Here is a 23,150-nt window from a genome sequence, read left to right on the forward strand (position 1 = left end):
TGACAGGGCGCTTCGGGGCACTCCGAGTCACTCCGGGGAGATGCTCACCAGGGCGCGCTTGAACTCGGGCATGGCCGAATGGGGGTCGACGCGGTCGTCGGTCAGCAGGTTCGCGCTGCCGGCATCCGGGTAGTGGAAGGGCAGGAACACGGTGTCCGGACGGATGTCGCGCGTCAGCTCGGCACGCGCGGTGACGCTGCCGCGGTGGTTCGCGATGCGGAGGCCGTCGCCCTCGCCGATGCCGTGCTGCCGGGCCGTGGCGGGATGCAGCTGCGCGATGAGCGCCGGGCGCTTGGCGGTGAGCTCGGTGACGCGGCGGGTCTGCGTGCCGCTCTGATACTGCTCGAGCAGTCGCCCCGTGACGAGGTTGAGTCGGCCTCCGTCCGCCGCCTCGTGCTCGCGGGCCCGCACCGCGACCAGTCGCGCGCGGCCGTCGGGGTGGGCGAAGCGGTCGGCGAAGAGACGCGGTGTGCCGAGGCTGCCGACCGGGAAGGGCCAGTGCGCCTCGACCCCGAGGTCGAGCAGGGCATGGCTGAGGCCGGAGTAGTCCGCGGGGCCGCCGGCGGAGGCGCGGGCGAGCTCGTCGAAGACCTCGGACGGTTCGAGACTCCACTCGCCGGGAGCGTCGAGGCGCCGGGCGAGCTCGGCCATGATCCACAGCTCGCTGCGCGCGCCCGCCGGCGCTGCGATGGCCCGCCGGCGCCGGAGCACGCGCCCCTCGAGGTTGGTCATGGTGCCCTCCTCCTCGGCCCACTGCAGCACCGGGAGGACGATGTCGGCCATCCGCGCCGTCTCGGAGAGGAAGAAGTCCGACACCACGAGCAGGTCGAGGCGCCCCAGAGACGCACGGACCGTCGCGACGTTCGGCGAGGAGACCACGACGTTCGAGCCGTGCACGAGCAGCGCCTTCACTCCGCCGGGGAGGCCCGCGCCCTGCAGCAGCTCCACGGCCGGAACGCCCGGCCCGGGGATGTCATCGGGATCCACACCCCACACGGCGGCGACGTGCGCGCGGGCTGCGGGGTCGGTGATCTTGCGGTATCCCGGCAGCTGGTCGGCCTTCTGGCCGTGCTCGCGGCCGCCCTGCCCGTTGCCCTGCCCGGTGAGAGTGCCGTACCCGGAGCCCGGGGTGCCGGGGAGCCCGAGCAGCAGGGCGAGGTTGATCGCGGCGGTCGCGGTGTCGGTGCCGTCGACGTGCTGCTCGACGCCGCGGCCGGTGAGGATGTAGGCGGAGCCTGAGCGGGCGAGCGCGCGGGCGATCTCGCGGATGCGCGACGCCGGCACACCCGTGATCGTCTCCGCCCGTTCCGGCCACCACGACGACACGGACTGCTGCAGCTGCTCGAGCCCGGAGGTCCGCTGCGCCACGTATCCCGCGTCGTACAGCCGCTCCGCGATGACCACGTGGATGAGGGCCAGCAGAAGGGGCAGGTCGGTGCCGGGCACGGGCTGGAGATGGATGCCGCCGCCGTCGGCGCAGAGGCGGGCCGTCGAGCTGCGTCGGGGATCGACGACGATGAGACCGCCGCGCGCCCTGGCGCCCTGCAGGTGCGAGACGAAGGGCGGCATCGTGTCGCCCACGTTCGACCCGAGCATCAGGATCGTCTCGGCCGTGTCGAGATCGGTCAGCGGGAACGGGAGACCCCGATCGATGCCGAACGAGCGGTTCGCGGCCGCGGCGGCCGACGACATGCAGAAGCGTCCGTTGTAGTCGATCCGTGACGTGCCGAGCGCGATGCGCGCGAACTTGCCCAGCTGATAGGCCTTCTCGTTCGTGAGGCCGCCCCCGCCGAACACCCCGATCGCGTCGCGTCCGTGCTCCGCCGCGATGCCCTGCAGTCGTGCGGCGAGCAGGTCGAGGACGGCATCCCAGTCCGCGGGATGCAGTTCGCCGTCGTCCCCGCGCATCAGCGGGGTCGTCAGCCGGCCGGCGTCGCCGAGAAGCTCGGCCGATGTCCAGCCCTTCTTGCAGAGGCCTCCGCGATTGGTGGGGAAGTCGCGTCCGGCGACGCTGACCGGGAGGGGGCCGTCGGGCGCCGGGGTGAGAGTCATCGCGCACTGCAGCGCGCAGTAGGGGCAGTGGGTGTCGGTCATGCCGTCGCCGCCGCGTGCGCGTGGACGAGTTCGGCGATGCGGGCACGGCATCCGCCGCATCCGGTGCCGGCACGCGTGCAGCCTCCGACCTCGGCCACCGTGCCGCAGCCGTCGTCGATCGCGTCCTCGACCTGTCCGACCGTCACGTCGTTGCAGATGCAGAGGGTGGCGTCGCGGCCGCTCGCCGTCTCGACCTCGTCGGCGTCGTCGAGGCGGAGCAGCAGCGAGCGATCGGCGGGCAGCTCGCCACCGCGCAGGTACAGCACGCTCAGCTCGGCCGCGGTGCGCGGCATCCCCACGGAGACGAATCCGGTCAGGACCCCGCTGCGGGTCGCCATCTTCACGTAGGTGCCGTGCTCCGGGTCGGCCCACACCGCGATGCCCGGGGCGTCCTCGCCGGCCGGGACGGGCGCGAACGGATCGGCCGAGACGTCGCCGGCCGAGACGAGATCGACGAGCTTGCCCTTGAGCACCACGACACCGGGCTGATCCTCGCGGAACGGAGCGTGATCCTCTGCGGTGTCGAGACCGGTGTCGAGAGCGGCGTCGAGCTCGGCGGTGATGCGGGCGGCCAGCCAGGAGGCCTGGCGCCAGCCCGGTCCGACGAGGCCGTTCGGACCGCCGGGCACGCGCTTCTCGTGCAGGTGGAGCTCCGGATCGGCGATGTGGGCGCAGTCGCCGATCGCGTGGATGCGCTGGTCTGTCCACGACCGCAGGTCGCTGTCGACCAGCACGCCGTTCCCGACGCGGAGCCCGGCGTCCTCGGCGAGCTCTGTCCGCGCCCGTACGCCGCACGAGAGCACGAGCAGGTCGCCCTCGATGTGCTTGGCGTCGGAGCTGACGAGTGCGCGGAAGCGGCGCTCCCCGTTCTCGTCCTCGCGGACGATCACGCCCTCGGCGCGGGTGTGCGGCACCAGCGCGACGCCCGCGGATGCCAGGGCGGAGGACAGGACCGAGGCCGAGCCGCGATCGAGCTGCCGCGGCATCGGGATCGGTCCGAAGTGCGCCACGGCCGGTGTCGCGCCCGCATCCGCGAGGAGCATGGCCAGCTCGATGCCGAGCACGCCGGCGCCGAGGACGACCACGCGCCCGCCGCGTTCCACGACCTCGCGCACCTGGGCGGCGTCCGACAGGTCGCGCAGCACGCACACGCCCGTCGTCAGGCGTGCGTCGAGGCCGCTGTCGTCCGGGCCCACGGTGTGCAGCCCGTCCAGCGTCGGGATGATCGGCCGGGCGCCCGTGGCGAGCACGAGCCGGTCGTAGGAGACGGCGGACCCGTCGCCGAGGACGACCCGCTGCGCGTCACGATCGATGCGCTCGGCGCGGGCGCCGAGCCGCAGATCGATCCCCGGCAGGCCGGCCGCCGTGGTGAGCGTGAGCTCGGATGCCGCGACCTCCCCGACGGCGTACTCGCCGATCAGCACGCGGTTGTACGGATCTGCCGTCTCGGCGCCGACCACCGTGACCGTCGCACGGCCGGCGGAGACGAGCGGCAGGAGCTCCTCCGCGAACCGGATTCCGACGGGACCTGCGCCGACGACGACGATCCGCACGATCAGATCCGGTGTCCGGCGAGCGAGGCGCGCGGGATCGCGTAGACGAGGACGGTGATCACGAGCAGCACGACGTAGGCGCCGACGAAGCCCGCGAAGGCCGGAGCGTAGGAGCCGCTCGCGTTCTTCGCGGCGGCCAGCACCTGCGGGATGACGAACCCGCCGTATGCGCCGATCGCCGAGATCAGCCCGAGTGCCGCGGCGGCCTTGCGCTGCGTGCTCACCGTCAGAGGGTCGCCCGCGGTGGCGGCGCCCCGGGCGGCGAACACGTTCGGGATCATCCGGTAGGTCGCGCCGTTGCCGAGGCCGGCGGCGACGAACAGCAGCAGGAAGCATCCGAGGAAGAGCGCGAAGCTGTTCATCTCGAGCGTGAGCAGCAGCGAGAGAGCGCCGGCGATCATCAGGCCGAATGCGGCGATCGTCATGCGCGCCCCGCCGAAGCGGTCGGCGAGCTTGCCGCCGTAGGGGCGGGCAAGCGATCCGACCAGCGCGCCGAGGAACGCGAGCGAGAGCGAGGCGGTGCCGACCTGGAACGACGAGTACTCCGGGAAGGTGTCGGCGATCAGCTTGGGGAACACGCTGGAGAACCCGATGAAGGATCCGAACGTGCCGATGTAGAGCAGGGCCAGCACCCACAGGTGCGGTTCGCGCAGGGCCGCGGCGGCACCCGCGAAGTCGGCCTTCGCGGAGGACAGGTTGTCCATGTAGCGCCAGGCTCCCCAGGCGGCGAGGAGGATGAGCGGGATCCACATCCATCCGGCGAACGACAGGTTGAAGGTCAGGGCGGCGGTGAGCGACACGACGATCGGCACGGCGAGCTGGGCGACCGCGGTGCCGAGGTTGCCGCCGGCGGCGTTCAGGCCGAGCGCCCATCCCTTCTCCTTCTGCGGGAAGAAGTAGGTGATGTTCGACATCGAGCTCGCGAAGTTGCCGCCGCCGAACCCGGCGAGGGCTGCGACGAGCAGCAGGATGCCGAACGGCGTCTCGGGATTCTGCACCACGACGCCGAGGAGGCCGGCTGGGATCAGCAGCAGCAGGGCGGAGACGATGGTCCAGTTGCGGCCCCCGAACCGTGCGACGAGGAACGTGTACGGGAAACGCAGGGTGGCGCCGACAAGGCTCGGCAGCGAGATGAGCCAGAACGACTCCGTGGTGGTGAGCGTGAAGCCGGCGTTCGGCAGCAGCACGACCACGATGCTCCACAGCTGCCAGACGATGAAGCCGAGGAACTCGGCGAAGATCGACCAGCCGAGGTTGCGGCGGGCGATCGCGCGGCCCTCCGCGGCCCAGAAGACGGCGTCCTCCGGGTTCCAGCCGTCGATCCAGCGACCGTCGCGGCGGGTGAGGGTGGTGGCCGAATCGACCCTGGTGTTTCCGAGCGTCTGAGACATCGCGGCTCCTGGAGTTCGAGAGGAAGAATGCTCCGAACCTAGGGGTCACGTATTTCCCGACTGCTCTTCGGCGATTTCCGGATGATTACTTTTGCATCACACGGGCGAGGAGGCCGATGAGAGGTCTTCGCGATCGGCGGGGTCGTTCAGGCGTGATCGTCCGCGGTGCGCCAGCCGGCGGCGAGCTCGCTGATCGCGGCTGCGGCGGCAGCGGCGTCGGTCGGGCTTCCTCCGGCACGGCCGGCCGCCAGTCCGGCGAGGAACGCGCTCAGCGGCGCGGCGGGGCGGGCGACGCCGTGCGCGACGTCGCGAGCCAGGTCGAGGATGAGCGCCGCGTCGACGTCGGAGCGATCCAGACCCAGGCGGGTGCACACCGCCGCGGTCCAGTCCTCCAGGGCGTCGACGGGGAGATGCCGCGGCTGGTCTGTCATGTCGCCTCCTGATCCGTGCGTCCTCGTACCTGAGCGGCCTGAGCGGCCTGAGCGGCCTGAGCGGCCTGAGCGGCCTGAGCGGCTCGCGCTCTCGCACGCTCCAGATCGTCCCATGTGTCGACGTCCGCCGCCAGGTCGCCGGCGTTCACCAGGTCCAGGCGCAGCCCCGAGACGAGGGAGCGGATCGAGGCGTCGCGGCCGCCGTCGGGAAGCGCCTCGACAGCACGGCGCAGCGTGGCGGTGCGGTACCGCCCGATCAGCCACTGCACGCCGTCGGCATCCGCGAGACAGCTCCCGTCGGCGTCACCCGTCGGATGCGCGCGGAGCAGCGCGACCGCCTCCACGGCGCGCGGGGTGTCGGCGGCGAGGACGCAGACCTCCTCCCGGTCGACATGCGCGAGGCCGGCGGCGATCGCGGCCACCGGGCCGCCGAACGCGGGCGTCTCCCGGGTCCAGACGACCTCTGCGCGCACGGATGCCGGCGGTCCGACCACGATGAGGGGATCGCACCACGACACCGCGCGCAGCGCATGATCGAGCAGGGTCTCGCCGTCCACGACGAGCTGCGGCTTGTCGGCTCCGCCCAGACGGGAGGCGCGCCCGCCGGCGAGGATGATCGCGGCGACGCCGCCGGTGGCGTGCGGAAGGGCGGGAGCGGTCATGAGAGCAGCACGACGTCGACCAGGTCGCCGGCGCTCACGGTCGCGACATCCTCCGGAACCACCACGTAGGCCTCCGCCTGCGCCAGTCCGGCCGCCAGGTGCGAGCCGGATCCGCCCGCGGTCGCCGGCCGCACCGTCCATCCCGTCGGATCCCGGTCGATGCGCGCAGGAACGAACTGTCGACGCCCCTGCTTCGTGCGCCATCCGGCCGCGACGGGCAGCCGCATCGTGGGCCGCTGCAGCTCCGCCCGGCCCTGCAGCGCCAGCAGGGCAGGGCGCACGAACGCCTCGAACGACATCGCGACGCTCACCGGGTTTCCGGGAAGGCCGAACACGAGCGCATCGCCGACCCGTCCGAACGCCTGCGGCTCGCCCGGCTGCATGGCCACGGAGACGAAGGCGATCCGGTCGCTCAGCACGCTGCGGACGACCTCGTACGCCCCGGCGCTGACCCCGCCGGACGTCACGACGAGGTCGGCGCCGAGGTCGTCGACGGCATGCGCGAAGGCCGCGTCGAACGCCGTATCGTCGTCGGTCACCGTCGTCACCGAGACGAGGTCGGCGCCGGCCTCCCGGCACGAGGCCGCGAGCAGGACCGAGTTGGACTCGGGGATCTGCCCGCGGGCGAAGACGCCGCCGGGCGGGGCGAGCTCGCTGCCGGTGGAGATGACGGCGACGCGCGGACGCCGCCGCACGTCGACCCGATCCACACCGGATGCCGCGAAGGCGGTCGCCTGCAGGGCGCCCACGACGATGCCGGCAGGAGCGACCTCGTCGCCGGCTCGCACGTCTTCACCGCGTCGCCGGATGTGCGCGCCCTCGCTCCGCGGCGCGCCGGTCACGATCGCGGTGATCGGCGACTGCGCGAATCCGCCGTGGGTGTCCTCCACGGGGATCACCACGGTCGCCGCCGAGGGAACGGGAGCGCCGGTCATGATCCTGGCGACCTCACCCGCAGCGAGGGGCGGATCGACGGGCGAGCCCGCCGGGATGTCGGCGACGATGCGCACCGTCACCGGGTGCTCGGCGTCTGCGGCGGCGACGTCCTCGTGACGGGCGGCGTAGCCGTCCATGGCCGAGTTGTCGAACAGCGGCACGTCGACGCGGGCGAGCACGGGGGAGGCGAGCGTGCGTCCCACGGCGTCGTCGAGCGACACGGTCACGGCGGGCAGAAGGGCGACGGCCGACAGGACGACCTCGAGGTGCTCCTCCACGGTGCGGCGCATCGCGCGCGCGCCGGACGGGGGAGAGGCGGCGCGCATGGACTCAGCGTACGCCCGGGTCGCCGCCCGTCCCGGCGGTTCGTGCGCCATGTTTCGGCACATTTCCCGCGCAGGGAGAGCGGCGTGGGATCAGGGCGCGGCGGCGATCAGGGCGCGGCGGCGATCAGAGTGCGGCGGCGATCAGCTCGAGCGTCTGCGCACGCCCGGGAGAGGTGGTCCGCGGCTCCGACTCGTACGAAGCCGCGACGGGCGACAGCATGACCTCGTCGACGCCGTAGGTCTCGGCGAACGCGCGGACCTCGGCGGCGACCGACGCGCCCGTCCCGACGAACCAGCGCGAGCGCGCCGCCTGGATGACCTGGTCGGTGACGGCATCCGTCTCGGCGGCGACGGCCTCCTCGACGGTCTCCAGCGCGACCAGCGGCTGGTTCAGGCGCAGGCGCGCCATCATGCGCAGCTGCGGCAGCGCGCGCGCCTCCGCCTCTTCGGCGGTCGGTGCGGCGACGACGTTGACCGTGAGGAACGTGCGCGGGGCCGGGTGCTCCTCGCTGGGCTGGTAGCCGGTGCGGTAGAGATCGAGCGCACGCTCGAGACCCTGACCCGAGAAGTGGTTCGCGAACACGTAGGGCAGGCCCTGGGCGGCCGCGAGCTGGGCGGAGTAGTCGCTCGACCCGAGGAGCCAGACCTCGGGTGCACCGGTCGCGGCGGGCGTCGCACGGACCGTGTACTCGCCGCCGGAGGTGAACCGCACGGTCGCCCCCTCGCCGGAGACGAGCGCCGCGATGTCCTGCACATGACGCGGGAACTGCTCGACGTCGCTCGTGGTGCCGGAACCGCGGAGCAGCTGGGTGATCACAGGGTCGCTGCCCGGAGCACGCCCGAGACCGAGGTCGATGCGTCCGGGGGCGATGGCCTCGAGAGCCGCGAACTGCTCGGCGACAATCAGCGGAGCGTGGTTCGGGAGCATGACGCCGCCGGATCCGAGGCGCAGCTGCGAAGTGCGGGTCGCAGCCGCCGCGATCAGCACCGGGGGCGTCGTGGAGGCGACCGCCGGCATGTTGTGATGCTCGGCGAACCAGTAGCGGCGGTAGCCGAGCCGGTCGGCGGTCTCCGCCAGCGAGAGCGAGGAGGCGATGGCCTCGGCGCTGGTCTGGCCGGTGCGCACCGGGACGAGGTCGAGGACGGAGAGAGCGATTTCAGACATCCTCAGGGCAAACCACGAGACGCCACCGCGCATTCCCCGGATTCAGGTCCGCGGTGCGCGAGAGGACGGTCCGCGCGTCTCATCGCGGAGGGTCTCGATCTCCTCGCGGTTGATGGTCGCCGCGCGATCGAGCAGCTCGTTCGCGAACTCGATCTGCTCGTCGGTCAGGGTGTCGAGATAGTCGTTCCAGCGTTCCGCGACCCGCCCATAGATGTGCCCGACCCGTGCCATCACGGTCTCGGGGACCGCGGAGACGATCACGCGGCGGCGATCGGTCTCGTCGCGGGTGCGGGTGACGAAGCCCGCCCGCTCGAGACGGTCGATCATGGCGGTGACCGCGCCTCCGGCGGTCAGGCCCGAGCGCGCGGCGAGTTCCCCGGGGGTCGCCGGGCCCTCGCTCAGCAGCAGGCCCACCGCCTGGAGGTCGGTGCCGTTGAGGCCGCCCGAGCGCGCCACGGCCTCCTGGAACAGCACCGACCTGGCCATGAACTCGCGCATCACCTCGCCCTGACGAGCGATCGCGGCATCGCGCGTTGACGCTTTCTCCGGCATCCGCTAATCTCTCTATATTCGAGAGACTCTCTTTTAGAGTCTCTCTCATCTGCTCTCAGACTATCGAAGGAACCACGCATGCCCAAGGCGCTCATCATCGGGGGCGGCGTCGCCGGACCCGCCACGGCTCTCTTCCTCCACCGTGCCGGATGGGAGGTGGAGCTCTTCGAGGCGCGGAGCGCGCCGGCACCGTACGGCGGGCTCTTCCTCAATGTGGCCACCAACGGCCTCGCGGTGCTCGACGAGCTCGGGCTGCGCGACCGGCTCGTGACGGACGGGCACCTCAGCCCGCACATGGTGATGCTCAGCGGGCGGGGAGCGCGACTCGGCGTGGTCCCGAACGGGCCCGCCGGCGATCCGGAGCGCGGCAGCGTCGTCGTGCGACGCGCCTGGCTGCACGAGGTGCTGCGCGAGGCGGTGGCGGATGCCGGCATCCCGCTCACCTTCGATGCGCGGCTGGACCGCATCGAGGAGACGCCGGATGCCGTGGTCGCGCACTTCGCCGACGGCCGCAGCGTCCGCGGCGACGTGCTCATCGGCGCCGACGGCGTGGGATCGATCGTGCGGACGGCCATCGATCCGAAGGCGCCGGCCCCCGCTCCGAGCGGGTTGATCAGCGTCGGCGGATTCTCCCGGGTGCCGGGTCTCGCGCCGACACCGGGCGAGCAGTACATGGTGTTCGGGGCGAAGTCCTTCTTCGGCTACCTGGTCCGCGACGACGGAACCGCCTACTGGTTCGCCAACGTGACGGCACCCGCGCTCGGGCGCGCGGAGACCCGCGCGATGACGGACGAGGACTGGTTGACGCGACTGCGCGACCTGCACGCCGACGACCCGTATCCCGTGCCTCAGATCCTTGAGCACGTGGAGGGCGAGATCGGCGCCTATCCGCTCTCCGATCTCACCCACGTCCCGCACTGGCATCGAAGGCGACTGGTCCTCGTGGGAGATGCCGTGCACGCGACCTCGCCCAGTGCAGGACAGGGTGCCTCCCTCGCGCTGGAGGACGCGATCGTGCTCGCCAGGCACCTGCGCGACGCCGCCGACCACGAGCGGGCCTTCGCCGCCTACGAGCGCGACCGGCGGCCACGAGCAGAAGAGGTCGTGAAGTACGCGCGAGCCGTCAACCGGAACAAGCGGGTCACGAAGTCCCGGCTCGGCATCGCCCTCCGCGATGCGATGCTGCCGAGGTTCCTGCGCAGCGCCTCGTCGGACACCCGCAACGATCATCTCTACAACCACGTCGTCCGCTGGTGACCCCCGCGCTCCCTCATCGCGGGATCCCCCGCTAGCGTTGGCACATGGATGCCGAGATCTTCTACGTGATCGTCGGGGCCGTCGCCGTGGCCGCCATCGCGAGATGGCGCGGGTGGCCTGCGCCGCTTCTCGTCACGATCGTCGCGCTCGCCGCGTCATTCCTGCCGTTCGTGCCCGAGGTCGACATCGACGGGCACCTGCTGCTGAACCTCGTGCTGCCGCCGCTGCTGTACTCGGCGGCGTTGGACGTGTCGTTCGTCGGCTTCAAACGCAGCCTGCCGCAGATCCGACGGTTGGGCATCACGCTCGTGCTGCTCACCGCAGTCGCGGTCGGCTTCGTGGCCTGGTGGATCTTCCCGGCGCTGACCCTCCCCGGCGCGCTGCTGCTCGGCGCGATCGTCGCTCCGCCGGATGCCGTCTCGGCGGCGGCGATCGGCCGCAAGCTCGGGCTCCCGCGCCGCATCATGACGGTGCTGTCGGGGGAGAGCCTGATCAATGACGCGACCTCGCTGACGCTGTACCGGGTGTTCGCCGCCATCCTCGCCGGAGCGACGCTGACAGTGTGGGACGGCATCTGGCAGTTCCTGCTCGCGGTCGTGGTCGGCGTCGTGGTCGGCCTCGTCTTCGGCGTCGTGCTGCACCAGCTGCGCATGCGGATCAGCGACCCCGTCGTGATCGGCACCTTCGGGCTGCTGGCGCCGTTCGGCGCGTACGCGATCGCGGAGCACCTGCTCGGATCCGGCGTGCTCGCGGTCGTCGCGATGGGACTCTACGTCGGCTTCAACGCTCCGCGCACCGACTACACCACCCGGCAGCAGGAGAAGCCGCTGTGGCTCTCGGCCGACCTGCTGCTGGAGAGCTTCGTGTTCGCCTACATCGGACTGCAGTTCCCGCGCGTGCTCCGCGATCTCGGCAGCGAGTCGGTCGGGCACATCCTGCTGCTCTCCGGTGCGGTGCTGCTGGTCGTGCTCGTGGTGCGCCCGCTCTACGTCTACCCGACGAGCGCCTGGTCGAACTTCCAGGACCGCCGACGCCTCGCCCGCATGGATCGCGGCATCGCCTCGGGGGAGTTCGACAAGCGCCGTGAGCAGTCCCGCCGCTGGGGGCAGTACAGCGCCGAGGAGCTGCGGTCGCAGATCGTGCGTGAGCGGATGGCGGGACTCCAGCTCACGTGGAAGGACAACGCGGTCATCTCGTGGGCTGGGATGCGCGGCGTCGTGACGCTCGCGACCGCGCTCGCCGCCGCCGATCTCGCGGCCCTCGACTCGGACGCCTCGCACGCGATCGTGGTCGTGGCGTTCATCGTGACGGTCGCGACGCTGCTGCTGCAGGGGCTGACGCTGCCGATGCTCATCCGCAGGCTCGGCATCGCGAGCGACATCGACGCCGTCGAGGACGAGAAGGCCCTGGCCGACGTGAAGGAGAAGAGCCGTGCCGCCGGCAAGGCGTTCCTCGCCGAGAAGCGCCTCGAGTGGGAGGCGACGCACGGGGAGGTCGACATGCCCCTCTTCGACGCCTTCACGAAGCGGATGACCCGGGTCGAGAAGGACACCGACGAGGCGCAGCGCGTCGGGGATTCCGCGAACCAGCCCTCGTACGAGGATCTGGTCGCGCTGTCGCGGGGATGGCTGCAGGTGCGGCGCGACATCCTGCTGGCGGAGCGCGACGCCGGCAACCTCGACGAGGAGGTGATGCGCGAGCTGCTGACCGCGATGGATGCCGAGGAGCTCGCGCTCGACACCCGCGGCGCTACGCGTGAGCAGGGCCGCGCCTAGATCGCCGGTTTCGGCATCCGTCGCGTCCGCCCCTGAAACGTCAGCCCGCGTACGCGGAAGCGCCCCGCCCCACGAGGGGACGGGGCGCTTCCGCGAAGCAGGGGTCAGCGCGCGCCGACCGGCTCCTTGTCGCTGGCGGCATCCGTCTCCGGTGCGTCGTCGGCGTCGCTGTCGTCGGCGAAGGGAAGGCCCTCGCGCGGCGCGTTGTAGAGCTCCTCGTCGAGGATGCCCTCGCGCTTGGCGACGATCGTCGGCACGAGCGCCTGACCGGCGACGTTGACCGCGGTGCGGCCCATGTCGAGGATCGGGTCGATCGCGAGCAGCAGGCCGACGCCCTCGAGCGGGAGGCCCAGGGTCGACAGCGTGAGCGTGAGCATGACGGTCGCGCCGGTCGTGCCCGCGGTGGCCGCGGAGCCGACGACCGAGACGATCACGATCAGCAGGTACTGCACGAAGTTCAGCTCGATGCCGAAGAACTGCGCGACGAAGATCGCGGCGATGGCCGGGTAGATCGCGGCGCAGCCGTCCATCTTGGTGGTCGCACCGAACGGCACGGCGAACGAGGCGTACGAGCGGGGGACACCGAGGTTCCGCTCGGTCACGCGCTCGGTCAGCGGCAGCGTGCCGATCGACGAGCGGCTGACGAAGGCGAGCTGCACGGCAGGCCAGACGCCCGAGAAGTACTGCTTGATGGACAGGCCGTGCGTCTTCACCAGGATCGGATAGACGACGAAGAGCACGAGCGCGAGGCCGATGTAGATCGCTGCGGCGAACCACGCGAGCGAGGCCAGCTTCTCCCAGCCGTACTCGACGACGGCGGCGCCGATGAGGCCGAACGTGCCGAGCGGGGCGATGCGGATGATCCACCACAGCACGCGCTGGATGACCTTGAGCAGCGACTCGGTGAACGCGAGGAACGGCTCGGCCTTCTTGCCGGCCTTGAGGGCGGCGATGCCCACGGCAGCGGCCACGACGATGACCTGCAGGATGTTGAAGCTGATGCTGGAGGTGGCGCTGCCGGTCTCGAGGTCGACCTGCGTGCTGGCACCGAGTCCGAGGAAGTTCTGCGGGATGAGGCCGAGGAGGAAGTTCCACCACGTGCCGACCGTGTACGGCTCGCCGGGCGTGAGGCCGTCGCCCGCCTTCGAGCCCGGCTGGATGACGAGGCCGAGGACGATGCCGATGGTCACGGCGATGAACGCGGTGATCGCGAACCACAGCAGCGTCTGGCCGGCGAGGCGCGCGGCGTTCTGCACGCGTCGCAGGTTCGAGATGCTCGCGACGATGGCCGTGAAGATCAGCGGGACGACGGCGGCGCGCAGCAGCGTCACGTACGAGCTGCCGATCGTGTCGAGGGTCGCGGACAGGCCGTTGGGGCTCTCCGAGGTCGCGCCGAGCTGGCGGGCGATCAGGCCGGCGGCGATGCCGAGGACGAGGGCGGCAAGGATCTGGAAGCCGAACGAGGTCAGCAGCTTCCGGACCGGACCGCGGGTGTCAGGCGCCTTCTGGGCGCGTGCGGTAGTGCTCATGGTGTGTGGGGAACTCCAGGAAATCGCGGCGGGCCGAATGCACGCCATAACGCTCAACGCTAGGAGCGCCCCGTCATTCCCCGGCCCGATATGACGAAGGATGACGGATGCCGTGGGCACCCGTCATCCTCTGCGCTGCAGACCGCCGGGATCAGTCGGCGATGCACTCCTGGACGTTGTCCGAGATGATCTGGGTGGTGAGAGCCTTGTCGGCCTCGTTCTTCTGCTTGTCCTCGCCGTTCGCGAGGAAGGTGAGGGTCTCGTTGCTCAGGTCGGAGTCGACGAGGTACTCCGCCAGGCACTCGGCGGCGTCGGCGTCGATCTGGTCGCCCATGCCCTGGCTGTCGAAGAACTCGGCGAGTCCCTTCGCGACATCGGCTTCGGACGGGCGGCTCGGTCCGCCGCACGCGGCGAGCGAGAACGCGAGCGCGGCGATGGGCAGGGCGAGGAGGAGGCGGCTGGGGGTGCGCAGGTTCCGGTCGTTGATCTTCATGGGGGCAACGCTACTGCTTCACAGCCGATTCATAGAGCGGCTTGCATGGGCACAATTGCCCGTGCCAGGAGCGGATGCTTCTGCCACGATGTCCTCATGTTCATCGTGACCACGAACGACGTTCCCGGATACCGCATCACCCAGGTGCTCGGCGAGGTCATGGGCCTCACGGTCCGCTCGACCGACTTCGGGCAGAGCTTCACCGCCGGATTCCGTTCGCTGGGCGGCGGCGAGATCCCCGAGTACACGCAGGTCATGTACGAGAGCCGCCAGGTGGTGATGGGCCGGATGTGGGCCGAGGCCCAGCAGCGCGGCGCGAACGCGATCGTCGCGATGCGCTTCGACACCGGGTCCATCGGCAACTTCAGCGAGGTGTGCGGCTACGGGACGGCTGTGGTGGTCGAGCCGCTCGGGCAGCCGGCGCCACCGGCATCCGCCGCTCCGACGTCGCCGCAAACTCCGCCGCCCGCCGTCTGAATCGCCCGACGACGAATCCATGAGGAAGTGCGACCGGAACGGCATCCGGGCCGCGCGTCAGCGCGGCGCCAGCACCAGCAGCTCGCCGACCTCGCACCCGAGCGCATCGCAGATCGCGCGCAGGGTCGAGTAGCGGATCGCGCGGGCGCGGTCGTTCTTCAGCACCGACAGGTTGACGATGCTGACGCCGACCAGCCCGCTCAGCTCGGTGAGGGTCATGCCGCGTTCGGCGAGCAGCTCGTCGAGTCGGCAGTGGATGCCGGGGAACTCCTCGTCGTTCTCGGCGGGGCTCACACCAGGCCCTCCGTCTCGCGCTGCAGCCGATCGCCGACCGAGAACGCGGTGCCGATCACCGCGAGGATGAAGGCGCCGAGGATGAAAGTGAACGGCTCGACGCTCATCACCGCCGTATCGAAGGCATTGTCCGTGACCGCGCTGACGGTTGCGTTGGCGAGCATGTTGTCGAAGAACCGCACGGCCGCGAAGCCGAAGAGACCGGTGATCCCGGCGGTCATCACGAGGGCGGTGTTCCGGCGGCTGAACACCGTGCCGCCGAGGATGCTGCGGGCGAGCAGCAGCAGGCATCCGATCACGACGACGATCGTGAGGATCTGCAGCACCTGGCCGATGATGCCGGGCACGACCGCGAACGGCGGCAGGTCCGCGGCGGTGACGGATGCGCGATCGAGGTCGAGGGTGAGGTCCGCCCCGCCGGCACCGAGCGGCACGTCGACGGGCTGGTCGACGAACTCGAGCATCACGGGGACCGCGGTGCCGGAGCCGAGCCCGATGATGCGGATGATCGAGTGGACGGCGATGTATGCCGCGATCGCGGCGCCGGCGATGCAGAAGGCGATGAGGCTCCCCTTGTCCCCCCGGGACAGCTCGCCCTGCTTCGATCCCTGCTTCTCCACGTTCATCATCCCCACTCCTTATCGATAGTCGTTGTTGTCGATAAACGTTAAGTTATCGACTGTCGATACATCCGTCAACCTCGGCGTGCGTTCCCGTGGCAGAAACGGCGGGAGCTCGGCCGTCGCACCCGCCGCACGTGCCACGGGAGTGACGGGGCTATGCCCACGGCGAACACGGGCATACAGCGCCTGAGCGGTGGTTACTCTCGATGTACAAGCGCAGATCGCCGTCTTTGACGTAGCGCTTCGCCCCAGTGCGAATAAGGAGTCACAGCATGTTCGAGAGATTCACGGACCGAGCCCGTCGAGTGGTCGTCCTCGCCCAAGAAGAGGCGAAGATGCTCAACCACAACTACATCGGCACCGAGCACATCCTGCTCGGCCTCATCCACGAGGGCGAGGGCGTCGCCGCCAAGGCGCTCGAAAGTCTCGGCATCTCCCTCGACGCGGTGCGCGAGCAGGTGCAGGACATCATCGGCCAGGGTCAGCAGCAGCCGACCGGCCACATCCCGTTCACGCCCCGCGCCAAGAAGGTGCTCGAGTTGAGCCTCCGCGAGGCCCTGCAGCTCGGCCACAACTACATCGGCACCGAGCACATCCTCCTCGGCCTCATCCGCGAGGGCGAGGGCGTCGCCGCCCAGGTGCTCGTCAAGCTCGGCGCCGACCTCAACAAGGTGCGCCAGCAGGTCATCCAGCTCCTCTCCGGTGCCCCCGGCCGCGAGCCGGCATCCGTCGGCGCGCAGACCAACGACACCCCGAGCGCGCAGGGCGGATCGCAGGTCCTCGACCAGTTCGGTCGCAATCTGACCCAGGCCGCGCGCGACAACAAGCTCGACCCGGTCATCGGTCGCGAGAAGGAGGCGGAGCGGGTCATGCAGATCCTCTCCCGCCGCTCCAAGAACAACCCCGTCCTGATCGGAGAGCCCGGCGTCGGCAAGACCGCCGTCGTCGAGGGTCTCGCTCAGGCCATCGTCAAGGGCGATGTCCCCGAGACGCTGAAGGACAAGCAGCTCTACTCGCTCGACCTCGGCTCGCTCATCGCCGGCTCCCGCTACCGCGGTGACTTCGAGGAGCGCCTGAAGAAGGTCACCAAGGAGATCCGCACGCGCGGCGACATCATCGTCTTCATCGACGAGATCCACACCCTCGTGGGTGCGGGTGCCGCCGAGGGTGCGATCGACGCGGCCAGCATCCTGAAGCCGCTGCTCGCCCGCGGTGAGCTCCAGACGATCGGTGCGACCACGCTCGACGAGTACCGCAAGCACTTCGAGAAGGATGCCGCGCTCGAGCGCCGCTTCCAGCCGGTGCAGGTGAACGAGCCGACGCTGCCGCACGCGATCAACATCCTCAAGGGGCTGCGCGACCGCTACGAGGCGCACCACAAGGTGCAGATCACCGACGGAGCCATCGTCGCCGCGGCGAACCTCGCCGACCGCTACGTCTCCGACCGGTTCCTGCCGGACAAGGCGATCGACCTGATCGACGAGGCCGGTGCGCGACTGCGGCTCAGCATCCTGTCGAGCCCGCCCGAGCTGCGCGAATTCGACGAGAAGATCGCCAAGGTCCGCGAGCAGAAGGAAGTCGCCTCCGAGGAGCAGGACTTCGAGAAGGCCGCGTCTCTCCGCGATGAGGAGAAGAGCCTCCTCGCCGAGCGACTGCGTCTCGAGAAGCAGTGGCGTGCGGGCGACGTCGCGACCTCCGCGGTCGTCGACGAGGGTCTGATCGCCGAGGTCCTCGCGCAGGCCACCGGCATCCCGGTGTTCAAGCTCACGGAGGAGGAGTCCTCGCGGCTCGTCTTCATGGAGAAGGCCCTGCACCAGCGCGTCATCGGTCAGGAGGAAGCGATCGCCGCCCTCTCCAAGACGATCCGTCGCCAGCGCGCCGGACTCAAGGACCCGAAGCGTCCCTCGGGCTCGTTCATCTTCGCCGGCCCCACGGGCGTCGGAAAGACCGAGCTCGCGAAGGCCCTCGCGGAGTTCCTGTTCGACGACGAGGCCGCGCTGATCTCGCTCGACATGAGCGAGTTCGGCGAGAAGCACACCGTCTCGCGTCTGTTCGGTGCCCCTCCCGGATTCGTCGGATTCGAAGAGGGTGGCCAGCTCACCGAGAAGGTGCGCCGCAAGCCGTTCAGCGTGGTGCTCTTCGACGAGATCGAGAAGGCCCACCCGGACATCTTCAACTCGCTGCTGCAGATCCTGGAAGAGGGTCGTCTCACCGACGGTCAGGGTCGGATCGTGGACTTCAAGAACACGGTCATCATCATGACCACCAACCTCGGTGCGCGCGACATCGCCGGCGGCCCGGTGGGCTTCCAGATCGAGGGCAACGACTCGACCAGCTACGACCGGATGAAGGGCAAGGTGAACGAAGAGCTCAAGCGGCACTTCAAGCCCGAGTTCCTCAACCGTGTCGACGACATCATCGTGTTCCCGCAGCTCTCCAAGAGCGAGCTGGTGCAGATCGTGGATCTGTTCACCAAGCGCCTCGGCGAGCGTCTGCTCGACCGCGACATGACGATCGAGCTGTCGCAGGCGGCGAAGGAGCGTCTCATCGAGATCGGCTTCGACCCGGCTCTCGGCGCCCGTCCGCTGCGTCGCGCGATGCAGCACGAGGTCGAGGACCGTCTGTCCGAGAAGATCCTGCACGGCGAGCTCAACTCCGGCGACCACGTCAAGGTGGATGCCGCGAACGGCGAGTTCCTGTTCGAGCACGGTCCGCGCGGAGAGAAGGTGGCGGTCGGCATCAACACCGGCGGCGCCGGGATCTCCGGCACCCCCGACCTGGCGGTCGCCAGCGGGGAGTGACCCGGCCGAATCGTGGAAGGGGCGGATGCTGCGGCATCCGCCCCTTCTCTGTGCCCGGGGCATCCCCCGCCCCGCCCCAGCGCACGACTTCGGAGGTCAGCGGCGAAACGCCGCGGGGAGGCGGTGGCGTGCGGCGCGGCGCCTCCCCGGATCCGAAGTTGTGCATGGACGGAGTCGTTCACAGAGTGCACAGTCTGCAGGTGTCTAGGCTGGACGGGTGAGCGAGTACATCGTCCGACCGGCGCGCAGCGCCGACATCGTCGGCATCCGGAACCTGCTGCAGCCGCTCGTGGAACAGCGCATCCTGCTCGGGAAGGACCTGGCGGTGCTCTACGGCGCCGTACAGGAGTTCGTCGTCGCCGAGGCGGACGGCGAGCTGATCGGATGCGGCGCGCTGCACGTGATCTGGGAGGACCTCGGCGAGGTGCGCACGCTCCTCGTACGCGAGGACTGGCTGCACCACGGCGTCGGCCGCGGGATCGTCGACCGCCTCGAGGAGACCGCCCGCGCGCTCGGCCTCTCGCGACTGTTCTGCCTCACCTTCGAGGTCTCGTTCTTCGGACGCCGCGGCTACACCCCGATCGGCGAGCAGGTCGTCGACCCCGACGTGTACTCGCAGCTGCTGCGCAGCGGTGACGCGGGTGTCGAGGAGTTCCTCGACCTCGCGCACGTGAAGCCGAACACGCTCGGCAACACGCGCATGCTCAAGGTGCTCTGACCGACGGAGTCGCCGGACCGGACGGTCCATCGAATCGTCCATGTTCTTCCCCGTTCACGCCATGGGGCTCCGTGCGGGCCGACGATAGCTTCGTCGCAGGACCACGCGTCCTGTCGTCGGCTGCAGTGTGTCGTCGGCACGCATCTGCACGGAGGTTCAACGGATGAACAACGATCGCGTCGACGTCGGATCGACCATGGGCGTCGACGCGGAGCGTCGGCAGAACGAGCGGATCGTCCTGCCCGAAGCTGCCGGGTCTCTGCGTGCCGCCCTCGATCGCGGCGATGCGATCGCCTGGAGCGAGCCGCTGAGCATCCTCACGTACGAGGCCGCGGAGCCGAGCATCCACCCGATGTACCTCGACCACCGGGTCTACCAGGGATCGAGCGGCACGGTGTATCCGATCCCGTTCACCGAGCAGATCGCCGATGAGGGCGTGGTCCGCGAATGGCAGGCCGTCCATCTCGAGAACGAATACGTGCGGCTCGTGGTCCTCCCCGAGCTCGGAGGGCGCATCCACATCGGATACGACAAGACCACCGGCTACGACTTCTTCTACCGCAACAACGTCATCAAGCCGGCGCTCGTCGGACTCGCAGGCCCGTGGATCAGCGGCGGGGTCGAGTTCAACTGGCCGCAGCATCACCGTCCGGGAACGTACCTTCCCGTCGAGACGACGATCGAGAACGACGACGACGGCTCGGTCACGGTGTGGTGCCACGACCACGACCCGTTCACCCGGATGTCGGCGCAGCACGGCATCCGGCTGCGCCCGGGCAGCTCGGTCGTCGAACTGGTGGTGCGGCTGCACAACCGCACCAGCGAGCGGCAGTCGTTCCTCTGGTGGGCGAACGTCGCCGCCCGCGTGCACGACGACTACCAATCCTTCTTCCCCGAAGACGTCCGCTATGTCGCGGACCACGCTCGTCGGGCGCTCACCGCGTTCCCGGAGGCGGATCGGCCCTACTACGGCGTCGACTACCCGGCGCTCGCGGCGGAGCACGAAGGCGCCGATCGCATCGACTTCTACCGGAACATCCCGGTGCCGACGTCGTACATGATCGTCGACTCCCAGCAGGACTTCTTCGGCGGCTACGACCACCTCGCCGGGGCAGGGTTCGTGCATTGGGCCGAGCGTCGGCTCGCGCCGGGCAAGAAGCAGTGGACGTGGGGCGATGCGCCGTTCGGCCACGCCTGGGACGACCAGCTCACCGACGGCGACGGTCCGTACGTCGAGCTGATGGCGGGGGTCTACACCGACAACCAGCCGGACTTCTCCTGGCTGCTGCCCGGCGAGACCAAGGTGTTCTCGCAGTACTGGTATCCGATCCCCGCGATCGGCGCGGCGCACCAGGCGACGACGGATGCCGCCGTGCACGTCGAGCGCGGGGAGCGGGTGTCGGCGAGCTTCGCGGTCACGAGCCGCCGCGACGGTGTGACGCTGCGGATCCTCGACGGGGGTGCCGTCGTCGCGAGCACCGCGGCCGACCTGGTCCCCGGGGTGCCGGTGACGCTCGAGTCGGATGTCGCACCGTCGGATGCGATCACCGCCGAGCTCCTCGATTCCGACGGCGGTCTTCTCGTGCGGTGGACGCCGACGGATGCCGCGGACGAAGAGCCGTGGGTCGCCGACGAGCCGCCGCTGCCGGACGAGATCGACAGCGTCGAGGAGCTCTACCTCACGGGCCTCCACCTGCAGCAGAACCGCCATCCCACCCGCTCCCCGATGCCGTACTGGCGGGCGGCGCTCGCGCGCGACGCCGGTGACGCGCGGACGAACCTCGCGCTCGCGGATCGCGCGTACCGTTCCGGGCGCTTCGACAGCGCGCTCACGCATGCGCAGACGGCGATCACCCGCCTGACGCGGCGCAACGCGAACCCGACCGATACCGAGGCGTACTACCTCGCGGGACTCGTCCTCGCCCGTCTCGGCCGTGAGGACGAGGCGCAGCAGATGTTCGGCAAGGCCGGGTGGGACGGGGCCTGGGCGGCGGCATCCGGTGTCGAGCTCGTCCGGTCGCTGCTGCGCACCGGTCAGCAGCGCGCCGCATTGCGGGTGCTCGACACGCTCGACGGCGTCGCCGGGCACGACACGCGCCGCGCCGCCCTCCGCGCGATCATTCTGCGGGCACGCGGCGACGAAGCGGGGAGCGCCGCCGTCGCACGGGCAGCGCTCGTCGCCGACCCGCTCGACGCGACGCTGCGCGTGCTCGCCGGTGAGGAGGTCGACGCGGAAGCCGGACTGCTGCTCGATGTCGCTCTCGATCTGAAGCTCGCCGGCGCCGCCGATGACGCCGTGCGCCTCCTCGACGCCGCGATCGCCGCGCCCATCCGTCGCTCCGGCAACGTGAGACCGCTCGCGCACTACCTCGCCGCCGAGATCCGGGAGAGTCGCGGCGACCGGCAGGCCGCAGCGTACGAGCGATCGCTCGCGCGAGCGGCCGAGCAGCGCTGGGCGTTCCCCTCGGGCCTCGATGCGCTGCAGGCCCTCGAGCTCGCGATCGACGCCGGACCCGACGACGCGACCGCCCTCTCGCTGCTCGGGATGCTGCTCTATGCCGTCGGGCGGCGCCGTGAGGCGGCGGCGGCCTGGAATCGCGCGATCGAGAGCGGCCACCGCGATCCGGTGCTGTTCCGCAACGCGGCCCTCGCCGCCTACAACGTCGAGCGCGACGAGGAGAAGGCCTGGCGGCTGTACGCGCAGGCCGTCGAGAGCGCTTCGACGGATGCGCGCATCCGCTACGAGCAGGATCAGCTCGCGGCCCGACTCGGGCACACGACCGCTCAGCGCCTCGCCGCTCTGCGGCCGGTCGAGGACCTGGTGCTCACCCGCGACGACTTCGCGATCGAGTACGCGCGTCTGCTCGTCGCCGAGGGGGCGGCCGCCGAGGCGCACAGCATCCTCCTCACCCGCCCGTTCCACCCGTGGGAGGGAGGGGAGGGGCAGGCGATCGCCACGTGGGATCTCACGCTCGAGGCACTCGGCCTGCCGCTGACCGACCCGCCCGCCACGCTCGGCGAGGCCCGCGCGGCGTATGTCGCGCCGGCGGCCGTGCGGGACGACGGGGTGACCGACTACTTCGCCACCAGCCATCCGGAACTGCTGCTGTTCAACCAGGAGGGCGAGGACGACGGACTGTGACGGTGCCGCTGTCGGGGAACGCGTTCGTGCTGCGCTCGGGACCGTACGAGGCGCGGATCGCGAGCGTCGGTGCCACCGTGCGATCGCTCCGGTGCGACGGCGTCGACCTCATCGTGCCGTTCGGAGCGGACGAGATCAGACCGTCGATGCGCGGCGCGCTGCTCGCACCGTGGCCGAACCGCATCGCCGACGGCGCGTACGAGTTCGACGGGGTCGTCCACCGGCTCGTGCAGAACGAGCCGGAGACCCGCACTGCGGCCCACGGACTGATCGCGTGGACCGATTTCACGGCGACGACGGTGGCCTCGGATCACCTGGTGCTCACCGGCATGATCGCCGCGCAGCCCGGGTATCCGTGGCGGGTGCGCATCGATGCGGAGTTCCGCCTCGGCCCGGACGGGCTCACGCAGGAGGTGACGGCATCGAACGAGAGCGCGACCGCCGCCCCGGTCGGCCTGGGCGGGCATCCGTACCTCGTGGTCGGGAGCCCGCGGGAGCGCGGCATCGATGATCTGACCCTCCAGCTCGACGCCCGAGAGATCCTGCTCGTCTCTCCGGACCGGATGCTGCCAGACCGCAGCGTGCCCGTGTCCGACCCGCTCGCCGGGGAGCGCGACTTCCGGGAGCCGCGGCGCATCGGGTCGACCGCGCTCAACCACGCCTTCACCGATCTCGCGCGCCGGAACGGACGGGCGCGCGCCCGGCTCCTGGATGACGCGGGCGCAGGGGTCGAGGTCGAGTGGGACGACCGCTGCCCGTGGGCGCAGATCTACACGACCGATCACGGCGACGGCGAGGAGTTCCGCAGCGGCGTCGCGATCGAGCCGATGACCTGCCCGCCGGACGCGTTCAACTCCCGGCGCGACCTCCTGATCGTCGAGGCCGGGGAGTCGGTCGGTGCGGGCTGGATGATCCGACGAGTCCGCTGATC

At 70.5% G+C, this 23,150-nt stretch carries 19 protein-coding genes; 7 read left to right on the forward strand and 12 right to left on the reverse strand.

Annotation, left to right across the window (positions count from 1 at the left end; all coding sequences use genetic code 11):
* Positions 1 to 27: 27 nt before the first annotated feature.
* From MRBLWH11_RS08460 to MRBLWH11_RS08495, 8 genes are all read right to left on the reverse strand, one after another.
* Positions 28 to 2,094 (reverse strand): molybdopterin oxidoreductase family protein, encoded by a 2,067-nt coding sequence (locus tag MRBLWH11_RS08460; RefSeq protein WP_341947528.1) that lies wholly within the window; start codon positions 2,092 to 2,094, stop codon positions 28 to 30.
* The gene (locus tag MRBLWH11_RS08465; RefSeq protein ID WP_341947529.1) at positions 2,091 to 3,647 is read right to left on the reverse strand and encodes an FAD-dependent oxidoreductase; all 1,557 of its coding nucleotides are present in this window, start codon (positions 3,645 to 3,647) and stop codon (positions 2,091 to 2,093) included. The genes MRBLWH11_RS08460 and MRBLWH11_RS08465 overlap by 4 nt, the downstream gene beginning before the upstream one ends.
* A 2-nt stretch (positions 3,648 to 3,649) precedes the next feature.
* Positions 3,650 to 5,038 carry an MFS transporter gene (locus MRBLWH11_RS08470; RefSeq protein ID WP_116635449.1) on the reverse strand — a complete coding sequence of 463 codons (1,389 nt, stop codon included), beginning with the start codon at positions 5,036 to 5,038 and terminating at the stop codon, positions 3,650 to 3,652.
* Positions 5,039 to 5,184: 146 nt separating this feature from the next.
* A complete protein-coding gene (locus tag MRBLWH11_RS08475; RefSeq protein ID WP_341947530.1) occupies positions 5,185 to 5,469 on the reverse strand; it encodes a DUF6457 domain-containing protein in 285 nt (94 codons plus the stop codon).
* Positions 5,466 to 6,131 (reverse strand): molybdenum cofactor guanylyltransferase, encoded by a 666-nt coding sequence (locus tag MRBLWH11_RS08480; protein WP_341947531.1) that lies wholly within the window; start codon positions 6,129 to 6,131, stop codon positions 5,466 to 5,468. Before MRBLWH11_RS08480 ends, MRBLWH11_RS08475 begins: the two co-directional genes overlap by 4 nt.
* On the reverse strand, positions 6,128 to 7,393 hold the full coding sequence (glp, locus tag MRBLWH11_RS08485) for a gephyrin-like molybdotransferase Glp (RefSeq protein ID WP_341947532.1): 1,266 nt from the start codon (positions 7,391 to 7,393) through the stop codon (positions 6,128 to 6,130). The genes MRBLWH11_RS08480 and glp overlap by 4 nt, the downstream gene beginning before the upstream one ends.
* A gap of 124 nt (positions 7,394 to 7,517) precedes the next feature.
* Complete coding sequence (locus MRBLWH11_RS08490) at positions 7,518 to 8,558, reverse strand: LLM class flavin-dependent oxidoreductase (RefSeq protein WP_341947533.1); 1,041 nt, start codon at positions 8,556 to 8,558, stop codon at positions 7,518 to 7,520.
* Between the two features lie 42 nt (positions 8,559 to 8,600).
* Positions 8,601 to 9,110 (reverse strand): MarR family transcriptional regulator, encoded by a 510-nt coding sequence (locus MRBLWH11_RS08495; protein ID WP_116635453.1) that lies wholly within the window; start codon positions 9,108 to 9,110, stop codon positions 8,601 to 8,603.
* Positions 9,111 to 9,188: 78 nt separating this feature from the next.
* On the opposite strand from MRBLWH11_RS08495, the gene MRBLWH11_RS08500 reads away from it, so the two are divergent.
* Together MRBLWH11_RS08500 and MRBLWH11_RS08505 are read left to right on the forward strand one after the other, a co-directional pair.
* Positions 9,189 to 10,367, forward strand: a complete 1,179-nt coding sequence (locus MRBLWH11_RS08500) for an NAD(P)/FAD-dependent oxidoreductase (RefSeq protein ID WP_341947534.1) — start codon at positions 9,189 to 9,191, stop codon at positions 10,365 to 10,367.
* A gap of 44 nt (positions 10,368 to 10,411) precedes the next feature.
* Positions 10,412 to 12,142 carry a cation:proton antiporter gene (locus MRBLWH11_RS08505; protein WP_341947535.1) on the forward strand — a complete coding sequence of 577 codons (1,731 nt, stop codon included), beginning with the start codon at positions 10,412 to 10,414 and terminating at the stop codon, positions 12,140 to 12,142.
* A gap of 104 nt (positions 12,143 to 12,246) precedes the next feature.
* Here MRBLWH11_RS08505 and MRBLWH11_RS08510 read toward each other — a convergent pair whose 3' ends face one another.
* Positions 12,247 to 13,671, reverse strand: coding sequence for a dicarboxylate/amino acid:cation symporter (locus tag MRBLWH11_RS08510; protein ID WP_207769960.1), 1,425 nt, complete (start codon positions 13,669 to 13,671; stop codon positions 12,247 to 12,249).
* A gap of 151 nt (positions 13,672 to 13,822) precedes the next feature.
* The gene (locus tag MRBLWH11_RS08515; RefSeq protein WP_341947536.1) at positions 13,823 to 14,164 is read right to left on the reverse strand and encodes a hypothetical protein; all 342 of its coding nucleotides are present in this window, start codon (positions 14,162 to 14,164) and stop codon (positions 13,823 to 13,825) included.
* Positions 14,165 to 14,260: 96 nt separating this feature from the next.
* Between MRBLWH11_RS08515 and MRBLWH11_RS08520 the strand changes: the two genes are divergently transcribed.
* Positions 14,261 to 14,641, forward strand: coding sequence for a YbjQ family protein (locus MRBLWH11_RS08520; protein ID WP_341947538.1), 381 nt, complete (start codon positions 14,261 to 14,263; stop codon positions 14,639 to 14,641).
* A gap of 57 nt (positions 14,642 to 14,698) precedes the next feature.
* On the opposite strand, the gene MRBLWH11_RS08525 is transcribed toward MRBLWH11_RS08520, so the two are convergent.
* Entirely contained in the window at positions 14,699 to 14,935 is a 237-nt protein-coding gene (locus tag MRBLWH11_RS08525) for a helix-turn-helix domain-containing protein (protein ID WP_116635458.1), read from the reverse strand.
* Positions 14,932 to 15,564, reverse strand: coding sequence for a hypothetical protein (locus tag MRBLWH11_RS08530; RefSeq protein ID WP_341947539.1), 633 nt, complete (start codon positions 15,562 to 15,564; stop codon positions 14,932 to 14,934). Before MRBLWH11_RS08530 ends, MRBLWH11_RS08525 begins: the two co-directional genes overlap by 4 nt.
* 266 nt (positions 15,565 to 15,830) lie before the next feature.
* Here MRBLWH11_RS08530 and MRBLWH11_RS08535 point away from each other — a divergent pair, with 266 nt between their 5' ends.
* The 4 genes from MRBLWH11_RS08535 to MRBLWH11_RS08550 all read left to right on the forward strand — a co-directional run bounded on the left by MRBLWH11_RS08535 (position 15,831) and on the right by MRBLWH11_RS08550 (position 23,148).
* The gene (locus MRBLWH11_RS08535) at positions 15,831 to 18,359 is read left to right on the forward strand and encodes an ATP-dependent Clp protease ATP-binding subunit (protein ID WP_341947540.1); all 2,529 of its coding nucleotides are present in this window, start codon (positions 15,831 to 15,833) and stop codon (positions 18,357 to 18,359) included.
* 217 nt (positions 18,360 to 18,576) lie between these two features.
* Positions 18,577 to 19,077: an amino-acid N-acetyltransferase gene (locus MRBLWH11_RS08540; RefSeq protein WP_116635461.1), complete on the forward strand. Its 501-nt coding sequence runs from the start codon at positions 18,577 to 18,579 to the stop codon at positions 19,075 to 19,077.
* 163 nt (positions 19,078 to 19,240) lie between these two features.
* Positions 19,241 to 22,219: a DUF5107 domain-containing protein gene (locus MRBLWH11_RS08545; protein ID WP_341947541.1), complete on the forward strand. Its 2,979-nt coding sequence runs from the start codon at positions 19,241 to 19,243 to the stop codon at positions 22,217 to 22,219.
* Entirely contained in the window at positions 22,216 to 23,148 is a 933-nt protein-coding gene (locus MRBLWH11_RS08550; RefSeq protein ID WP_341947543.1) for an aldose 1-epimerase family protein, read from the forward strand. Before MRBLWH11_RS08545 ends, MRBLWH11_RS08550 begins: the two co-directional genes overlap by 4 nt.
* Positions 23,149 to 23,150: the final 2 nt, after the last annotated feature.

This window comes from Microbacterium sp. LWH11-1.2 (genome assembly GCF_038397745.1).
Lineage (GTDB): Bacteria > Actinomycetota > Actinomycetes > Actinomycetales > Microbacteriaceae > Microbacterium.

Excerpts from the sequence above, each read along its gene's own strand:
- MRBLWH11_RS08460 (WP_341947528.1), bottom strand. The coding sequence starts at position 2,094 with ATGACCGACACCCACTGCCCCTACTGCGCGCTGCAGTGCGCGATGACT.
- MRBLWH11_RS08470 (WP_116635449.1), bottom strand. The coding sequence starts at position 5,038 with ATGTCTCAGACGCTCGGAAACACCAGGGTCGATTCGGCCACCACCCTC.
- MRBLWH11_RS08475 (WP_341947530.1), bottom strand. The coding sequence starts at position 5,469 with ATGACAGACCAGCCGCGGCATCTCCCCGTCGACGCCCTGGAGGACTGG.
- MRBLWH11_RS08480 (WP_341947531.1), bottom strand. The coding sequence starts at position 6,131 with ATGACCGCTCCCGCCCTTCCGCACGCCACCGGCGGCGTCGCCGCGATC.
- glp (WP_341947532.1), bottom strand. The coding sequence starts at position 7,393 with ATGCGCGCCGCCTCTCCCCCGTCCGGCGCGCGCGCGATGCGCCGCACC.
- MRBLWH11_RS08490 (WP_341947533.1), bottom strand. The coding sequence starts at position 8,558 with ATGTCTGAAATCGCTCTCTCCGTCCTCGACCTCGTCCCGGTGCGCACC.
- MRBLWH11_RS08495 (WP_116635453.1), bottom strand. The coding sequence starts at position 9,110 with ATGCCGGAGAAAGCGTCAACGCGCGATGCCGCGATCGCTCGTCAGGGC.
- MRBLWH11_RS08500 (WP_341947534.1), top strand. The coding sequence starts at position 9,189 with ATGCCCAAGGCGCTCATCATCGGGGGCGGCGTCGCCGGACCCGCCACG.
- MRBLWH11_RS08505 (WP_341947535.1), top strand. The coding sequence starts at position 10,412 with ATGGATGCCGAGATCTTCTACGTGATCGTCGGGGCCGTCGCCGTGGCC.
- MRBLWH11_RS08510 (WP_207769960.1), bottom strand. The coding sequence starts at position 13,671 with ATGAGCACTACCGCACGCGCCCAGAAGGCGCCTGACACCCGCGGTCCG.
- MRBLWH11_RS08515 (WP_341947536.1), bottom strand. The coding sequence starts at position 14,164 with ATGAAGATCAACGACCGGAACCTGCGCACCCCCAGCCGCCTCCTCCTC.
- MRBLWH11_RS08520 (WP_341947538.1), top strand. The coding sequence starts at position 14,261 with ATGTTCATCGTGACCACGAACGACGTTCCCGGATACCGCATCACCCAG.
- MRBLWH11_RS08530 (WP_341947539.1), bottom strand. The coding sequence starts at position 15,564 with ATGATGAACGTGGAGAAGCAGGGATCGAAGCAGGGCGAGCTGTCCCGG.
- MRBLWH11_RS08535 (WP_341947540.1), top strand. The coding sequence starts at position 15,831 with ATGTTCGAGAGATTCACGGACCGAGCCCGTCGAGTGGTCGTCCTCGCC.
- MRBLWH11_RS08545 (WP_341947541.1), top strand. The coding sequence starts at position 19,241 with ATGAACAACGATCGCGTCGACGTCGGATCGACCATGGGCGTCGACGCG.